Consider the following 7,886-nt stretch of genomic DNA (forward strand, 5'->3'; position numbering starts at 1 on the left):
CCAGCACCGACACCAGGGCCTCGCCCACGCCCAGCGCCTGAATGGCCTCGGCGGTGTTGAAGGCGGGATTGGTGCGGAAGCTTTGCGATGCGGCCTTCAGACCCTTCTGGTCCGAGGGCGTATAGGCGCGAAGGGCGTGCTGGACGCGGTTGCCCAGCTGGGCCAGAACGCTGTCGGGAATATCCGCCGGATTCTGGGTCACGAAATAGACGCCGACGCCCTTGGAGCGGATCAGGCGCACGACCTGTTCGACCTTCTCCAGCAGGGCCTTGGGCGCGTCGTTGAACAGCAGGTGGGCTTCGTCGAAGAAGAAGACCATGCGCGGCTTGTCCGGGTCGCCGATCTCGGGCAGCCGCTCGAACAGCTCCGACAGCAGCCAAAGGAGGAAGGCCGCATACAGGCGCGGGCTGTTCATCAGCCGGGTCGAATCCAGCACATTGACCTGACCGCGTCCGTCCAGACCGGTGCGGATCATGTCCTCAAGCTTCAGGGCCGGTTCGCCGAAGAAGGCGCCGCCCCCCTCCTGTTCGACCTGCAGCAGGGCGCGCTGGATGGAGGCGATGGAGGCGGGGGCCACATTGCCGACCTCGCGGCCGATCCGGTCAGCGTTCTCGCCCACATAGGCCAGCAGGCTGCGCAGATCGCCGATGTCCAGCAGCAGCAGGCCTTCCTTGTCGGCGACATGGAAGACCACCGTCAGCACGCCTTCCTGCACCTCGTTCAGGTTCAGCATCCGCGCCATCAGCACGGGGCCGATCTCGGACATGGTGGCGCGGATCGGGTGGCCCTTCTGGCCGTACAGGTCCCAGAAGACGGTGGGCGCGGCGCGCGGCGTCAGGGTCAGGCCCATGTCGGCGGCGCGGGCGATCAGCTTGTCGTTCGGCGTCCCCGGCTGGGAGATGCCCGACAGGTCGCCCTTCACATCGGCGCAGAAGACCGGCACCCCGGCGTCGGAGAAACCCTGGGCCATGATCTGCAGGGTGACCGTCTTGCCGGTGCCGGTGGCGCCAGCGACGACGCCGTGGCGGTTGGCGCGATTATACAGAAGGTTTTCCGGCGCATTGGCGTCGGACTGGCCAAGAAACAGGCCGGAAGGCGTATCGGACATGCAAGTCTCCGGGAGCGTCGCGACAAGGTCTAGCGCGATAAATCCCGGGCCGGAACAGTGATTGACGTCACGATCAGTCAAGTCGATGACTGAGGCATGGAAACACCGATCACAACCCCGGCGCCCGCAGCTTCACGCAACGCCCTGGCGATCATCGCGACTGTCGCCGCAGGCGCCGCCATCTACTGGCTCAGGGACATACTGACGCCACTGGCCATGGCCCTGTTCCTGCTGATCATGATCGACGGGGTGAAGCGTTCGATCGCGACGCGCACGCCGCTGAACGACCGCTGGGCCGGGATCGCGGCCCTGACCCTGGTGGTGCTGGGCTTCTTCGCCTCCATCGGCATCATCGTGAACGGCGCGGCCGGCTTCTTCGGCGAGGCGTCCGGCGTGTCCCAGAATCTGGGCCCGCGCATCGATCAGATCATTCACGACAGCTACGGCCTGCTGCATCTGGCCAACCCGCCCAAGGCGCAGGACCTGATCAACGGCGTGGACCTGCGCGCCTATCTGGCCTCCGCCGCCTTCCAGGCCCAGGGCGTCGTCTCCAGCGCCTTCTTCGTGCTGATCTATCTGGGCTTCCTGTTGGCCTCGCAGATGGGCTTCCAGCGCAAGATCGTGGGCATGTTCCCCTTCAAGGCCCAGCGGGACGAGGCCGTGGCCATCTTCCAGCGGGTGCGCGGCGGGGTCGAGGGCTATATCTGGGTTCAGGCGGTCACAGGCGTGATGATCTGCGCCGTGGCCTGGGCCCTGATGCGCGCCGTCGGGCTTCAGAACGCCGAGTTCTGGACCTTCGTCATCTTCATCGTCGGCTTCATCCCCATGCTGGGCGGCGCCATTGCGGGTCTGGCCCCGCCCCTGTTCGCCCTGGTGCAGTTCGAAAGCTACTGGCCCGCCCTGATCCTGCTGGTGGGCCTGCAGATCATCCTGTTCGTCGTCGGCAACTTCATCCAGCCGCGCATGCAGGGCGACAATCAGAACATCGACCCGGTCGTGGTGCTGCTGGCCCTGGCCTTCTGGGGCAAGCTGTGGGGCGTGGTCGGCATGTTCCTGTCCACGCCGCTGGCCGTCATGGCCATGGCGATCCTGGCCGAGTTCAGGGGATCGCGCTGGATGGCGGTGCTGCTGTCCGGCGACGGCAACCCCTATGGCGATGAGGACAAGCCCAAACGCGACAAGCCCGCGCAAAAGCCGAAAAAGTCACCGCCGAAGTCCGCTGAGGCCGCCGACTGAGCACCTGCGGCGCCCAGTCGCACATATTCCTGAAAATTGTCGCTGCGGGCGCCCTTGAACCGCCGGATTGTTTCACCCCCTTAGCCTCAACGCTGCGGTGACCCTCCCCTCCGAACCGCAGTGGAAGCGAGACCGGCGCGCCCTCCCCTCCCCAAGCGTCGGCCCGCGCAGGCCGCCGAGCTTCCCCTAGCTCGGCGGCCTTCTCGTATGTGGCGCCGCACAATCATTCCAAGCTTAACGTCGATCATGAGCATGATCTCGCGCATCCTGCCGTTTTGGGGGCTTTTCCCGCGACCGGACCTGGCCTAGGTCAGATCAGTGGCGCGTCGTCGCGCCGCTTTATCCTGCGGCCTCGCCGCGTCGCCGAGACAAGTTGAAATGACCGCCCTCGATCCGCGTCCCACCCCAGTCCAGACGATTTCTCTGACGGCTCTGGAGGCGGCGTTTGCGCGGATCATTGGGTCGGGTCCCGGTGCGTCGGAAAAGGCCTATCTGGCCCAGGCGCACGAAGACTACGCCGCCGACGAAACCCCCGAGCTGGACGGCGAAGACCTGGCCGCCCTGCTGGCCCAGTCCTGGAAGGCCGCCGGCGCCTATGCCGCCGGGTCCGCCCCCCTGATCACCGTCGGCCCGCTGGTCGGCGCGGATGGTCAGACGCTGGACTATAATCTGGTCCGCATCGTCCAGTCGGACGCCCCCTTCCTGGTCGACAGCGTCATGGGGGTGCTGGCCGAGGCCGGTGTTTCCGTGCGCGCCCTTTTCCACCCCGTGGTCGAGCTTCAAGGTCAGCGCCTGTCCATCATCATGCTGGTCATCGACGGCGTGCCGCAGGAGCGTCGCGACGCCCTGGGCGAGGGTCTGGCCCAGACCCTGTCCGACGTCCACGCCGCCGTGAACGACCATGAGGCCATGGCCGCCCTGATGCGCCAGGCCGTGCAGCGCCTGCAGGACACCCCGCCCCAGGGCGACGCGGCCATGCTGGCCGAGACGATCGAATTCCTGAAATGGCTCAAGAGCGACCATTTCGTCTTCCTGGGCGCGCGCGACTACGACTATCCCCGCGCCGCCGACGGCGACTATGAGGCCGAGGCCGCACTGAACCAGTCCGGCGCCGGTCTGGGCATTCTGGCGGACCCGGAACGCACCGTGCTGCGGCGTGCGTCCGAACCCGCCGTCCTGACCCGCCAGATGCGCCGCCAGTTGGACCTGTCCGAACCGGTGACCGTGGCCAAGGCCAACGCCCGTTCGCGCGTTCACCGTCACGCCTACATGGATTACGTCGGGGTCAAGCGTTACGGCGCGGACGGCAAGGCGACGGGCGAAACCCGCTTCGTGGGCCTGTTCACCTCTGACGCCTATGACCAGTTGGCGACGGACGTGCCCCTGCTGCGCCGCAAGGTGGCCAACGCCCTGGCCCGCGCCGACAAGGCCCCGGGCAGCCACAACGAAAAACGCCTCAAGAACATTCTTGAGAACTATCCGCGCGACGAGCTTTTCCAGATCGGCGAGGACGAGCTGCTGTCCATCGCCCTGGGCATCCTGCACCTGTACGACCGTCCGCGCATCCGCCTGTTCTCGCGTCAGGATCCGTTCGACCGGTTCGTCTCGGTCCTGTGCTTCATTCCGCGTGAGAAGTTCGACGCCTCGGTGCGCGAACGGATCGGCCACATCATCGCCCGCGCCTGGGGCGGTCGCGTCTCGGCCTGGTATCCGCAACTGTCCGACGCGCCTCTGGTGCGGGTCCACTACATCATCGGCGTCGAGCCGGGGAACCATCCGACGCCGGACCATGTCCAGCTGGAGCATGACGTGGCCGAAGCCGGTCGCGGCTGGGTCGACCGGTTCGAGGCCGCCCTGCGCCGCGCCAATGTCGCCGATGTCCAGGTTGGTCCACTCAGCGCCCGCTGGGCCCGCGCCTTCGGCGCCGCCTATCGCGACCGCTATGACGCCGACGAGGCCGCTATCGACCTGCAGCAGATGGACCGTCTGAACGCCACCGGAGAGGTCGGCGCGGGCGAACCCATTACGGTGCGCGCCTTCCGTAATCCTGACGACAGCCGCCTTCAGTTCCGCTTCAAACTGTATCGTCGCGGCCCGGCTGTGCCCCTGTCCGACGTCCTGCCGATCATGGCCGACATGGGCCTGAAGACGCTTGAGGAATACGGCTATCCGATCCGTCCGGCGGGCGAGGAGGAAATCCACGTCCACGAATTCCTGATGGAAGACCCGCGCGGCGAGGCCCTGGTCTTCGCTGACGTAAAGGAGCCGTTCGAACGCGCCTTCGCCGCCGTCTGGACCGGCCGCACCGAAAGCGACGGCTTCAACCGTCTGGTGGTCGAACTGGGCTTCGAATGGCGCGAGGCCGCCCTGATCCGCACCCTGGCCCGCTATCGCCAGCAGACCGGCCTGGACCCGTCGCAGGCGGTGCAGGAAGAAGCCCTGCGCGAATACCCCGAGGTGTCGCGCGCCCTTCTGGCCCTGTTCACCGCCAAGTTCGGCGATGAAGGTGGTGCGGTTCAGGATCGCGAGGCGACGGTCGCCGAGCTGAACGACCGGATCAACGCCCTGCTTCAGGACGTCAAGAGCCTGGACCACGACCGCGCCCTGCGCCGCATCGCCCTGCTGATCGGGGCGATCAAACGCTCCAACTTCTTCCAGCTGGACGCCGACGGTCAGCCCAAGCCGCACATCTCCATCAAGATCGCCTCGCGTGAGCTTGAAGACCTGCCCCTGCCCAAGCCCTATCGCGAAATCTTCGTCTGGGCGCCGCACATCGAGGGCGTGCACCTGCGCTTTGGTCCCGTCGCGCGCGGCGGCCTGCGCTGGTCCGACCGCCGCGACGACTTCCGCACCGAGGTTCTGGGTCTGGTGAAGGCCCAACAGGTCAAGAACGCCGTCATCGTGCCTGTCGGCTCCAAGGGCGGCTTCTATCCCAAGCAACTGCCCCGCACGACGGACCGCGAGGCCATTCAGGGCGAGGCCATCCGCGCCTATCGCACCTTCCTGTCCGGCCTTCTGGACATCACCGACAACATCGCCGCCGACGGTTCGGTGGTGCGTCCGGCCAATGTCGTCGCCTGGGAGCAGGACGATCCCTATCTGGTCGTCGCCGCCGACAAGGGCACGGCGACCTTCTCCGACATCGCCAACGGCATCTCCGCGTCTTACGGCTTCTGGCTGGGCGACGCCTTCGCCTCGGGCGGGTCGGTCGGCTATGACCACAAGGGCATGGGCATCACCGCCCGCGGCGCCTGGGAAGCGGTCAAGCGCCACTTCCGCGAGATCGGCAAGGATATCCAGACCGAGCCCTTCACGATGGTCGGCGTCGGCGACATGTCCGGCGACGTCTTCGGCAATGGCGCGCTTCTGTCCAAGGCCACGCGACTGGTCGCCGCCTTCGATCACCGCGACATCTTCATTGATCCGAACCCGGACCATGTCTCGGGCTGGACCGAGCGCAAACGCCTGTTCGACCTGCCGCGCTCGTCCTGGCAGGACTATGACAAGGCCCTGATTTCAGAGGGCGGCGGCGTCTTTTCGCGCTCGGCCAAGTCGATCCAGCTGACGCCCCAGATCAAGGCCGCGCTGGACATAACCGACGATGTTCTGGACCCGGTCAGCCTGATCCGCGCCATCCTGAAGGCGCCGACCGAGCTGCTGTATCTGGGCGGCATCGGCACCTATGTGAAATCGCCTGCCGAGACCGACGCACAGGTCGGCGACAAGGGCACCGACGCCCTGCGGATCAATGGCGACGAGTTGCGGGTCAAGGTGGTGGGCGAGGGCGCCAACCTGGGCTTCACCCAGGCGGGCCGCATCGTGTTCGGCCAGAACGGCGGCCGCATCAACACCGACGCCATCGACAACTCGGCCGGGGTCGACACCTCCGACCACGAGGTCAACATCAAGATTCTGGTGGGATCGGCAGTCACCAACGGCGTCCTGCCTTCGGACGAGCGTGCGCCGCTGCTGGCCTCGATGACCGATGTCGTGGGCAAGAAGGTTCTGGCCCACAACTACGACCAGACCCTGGCCCTGACCCTGCAGCAGGCCGAAGGCGCGGGCGGTCTGGATGCGCAGGAGCGGTTCATGCAGGCGCTGTCGGCGCGCGGCAAACTGGACCGCAAGGTCGAGGGTCTGCCCAGCGACCTGCGCGTCAAGGAGATGATGGCGGCCAACATCCCGCTGGCCCGGCCCGAACTGGCCGTGCTGATGGCCTATGCCAAGCTGGAGCTGTCGGACGAGATCGTCGCCTCGACGGCCCCGGAAGATCCGTTCTTCGAACGCATCCTGACGGGCTATTTCCCTGACGCCCTGGCCAGGTTCGGGCCGGAGATGAAGAGCCACCGTCTGCGGCGCGAGATCATCGCCACCGTCCTGTCGAACGAAGTGGTCAATATGTGCGGCCCGACCTTCCCGGACCGCCTGCGCCACTCGGTCGAGTGCGACACCACCGCCCTGATCATCGCCTTCGAGGCCGCACGCCGCGCCTTCCGTCTGGACGAGGCCTGGGCTGCGGTTTCGGCCCTGGACATGAAGATCCCGTCCGAAGCCCAGATCGCCCTCTATCAGGAGATCGCCGTCGTCCTGCGCCGCCAGACCGCCTGGCTGGCCCGTCGCGCCAAGAAGGGAATGACCGTTCAGGCCCTGATCGACCTCTATCGTCCGGTCGCCGATGCGATCCAGGCCGAAGGGGCGGGCGTCCTGTCGCGCTTCGAGCAGGCGCAACTGGACAAGCGGGTCCGCCGCTTTGCTGATCTGGGCGCCCCGGAAGAACTGGCGCGCTCCATCTCGATCATGCGTCCGCTGGTCGCCGCCGCCGACATCGGCGATCTGGCCCAGGAAGCCCAATGGCCGGTTCCGGCCATGGCGCGCCTGTACCACCAGGTCGGCGCGGCCTTCGACTTCGACCGCCTGCGCGCTGCAGCCGGTTCGATTCCGTCGGCGGATCATTTCGATCGTCTGGCGGTCCGCCGTCTGATCGAAGACCTGATGAACGAACAGGCCACCCTGACCCGCGCCGTGGCCAAGGCCTCCGATCCGTCGGTCGGCGTCAGCGAGGACGCAGCAGAGGCCGCTGTGGACGCCTGGATCGGCTCCAAACAGGGTCTGGTCGAAAGCGTGCGCGCCTCGGTCGATGAAATCGAACAGTCCGGCTCCGGCTGGACCTTCGCCAAACTTACCATCACCAACGCCACGATCCGCGATCTGGCCGTCGCGGCGCTCTGATCCTGCCGCCCCATCCCGGCCCGTGTCGGGATGGGGCGCTCAGGAATGAGTTGACGAACCCGCCGTCACGCGGCCTTTTCGGAAATCTACAAACGGGCAGGGGAGGCCGTCATGCCGAGAAAATTCCTCGTCGTCGCCGACGACACGCCCGAGTTCGAGGCGGCGCTGCGCTTTGCCTGCCGCCGGGCCAAATCGACGGGCGGGCGCGTGGTCATGCTGCGGGTCCTGCCCTCCAACAGCGACGCCCACTGGTCCGGCGCCCGCGAGGAAATCGAACGCCAGCAACGCGAAGAAGCCGAGGCCCTGCTGAACC

At 66.7% G+C, this 7,886-nt stretch carries 4 protein-coding genes; 3 read left to right on the forward strand and 1 reads right to left on the reverse strand.

Going from position 1 to position 7,886, the window contains the following annotated elements; all coding sequences use genetic code 11:
- Positions 1–1,108 (reverse strand): helicase HerA-like domain-containing protein (locus tag QZ281_RS02260; RefSeq protein ID WP_292224230.1); only part of this gene is annotated, 1,108 nt, incomplete at its 3' end.
- A 96-nt stretch (positions 1,109–1,204) separates the two neighbouring features.
- On the opposite strand from QZ281_RS02260, the gene QZ281_RS02265 reads away from it, so the two are divergent.
- The 3 genes from QZ281_RS02265 to QZ281_RS02275 form a co-directional block, all read left to right on the forward strand.
- On the forward strand, positions 1,205–2,344 hold the full coding sequence (locus tag QZ281_RS02265; protein ID WP_292224232.1) for an AI-2E family transporter: 1,140 nt from the start codon (positions 1,205–1,207) through the stop codon (positions 2,342–2,344).
- A gap of 378 nt (positions 2,345–2,722) precedes the next feature.
- Positions 2,723–7,573 (forward strand): NAD-glutamate dehydrogenase, encoded by a 4,851-nt coding sequence (locus QZ281_RS02270; RefSeq protein ID WP_292224233.1) that lies wholly within the window; start codon positions 2,723–2,725, stop codon positions 7,571–7,573.
- A 111-nt stretch (positions 7,574–7,684) separates the two neighbouring features.
- Positions 7,685–7,886: universal stress protein (locus tag QZ281_RS02275; protein WP_292224237.1), on the forward strand; the 202-nt coding region annotated here is incomplete at its 3' end.

The organism is Brevundimonas sp. (genome assembly GCF_018608325.1).
Classification (GTDB): domain Bacteria; phylum Pseudomonadota; class Alphaproteobacteria; order Caulobacterales; family Caulobacteraceae; genus Brevundimonas.

Coding starts and splice junctions, on each gene's coding strand:
- QZ281_RS02265 (WP_292224232.1), top strand. CDS start 1,205: ATGGAAACACCGATCACAACCCCGGCGCCCGCAGCTTCACGCAACGCC.
- QZ281_RS02270 (WP_292224233.1), top strand. CDS start 2,723: ATGACCGCCCTCGATCCGCGTCCCACCCCAGTCCAGACGATTTCTCTG.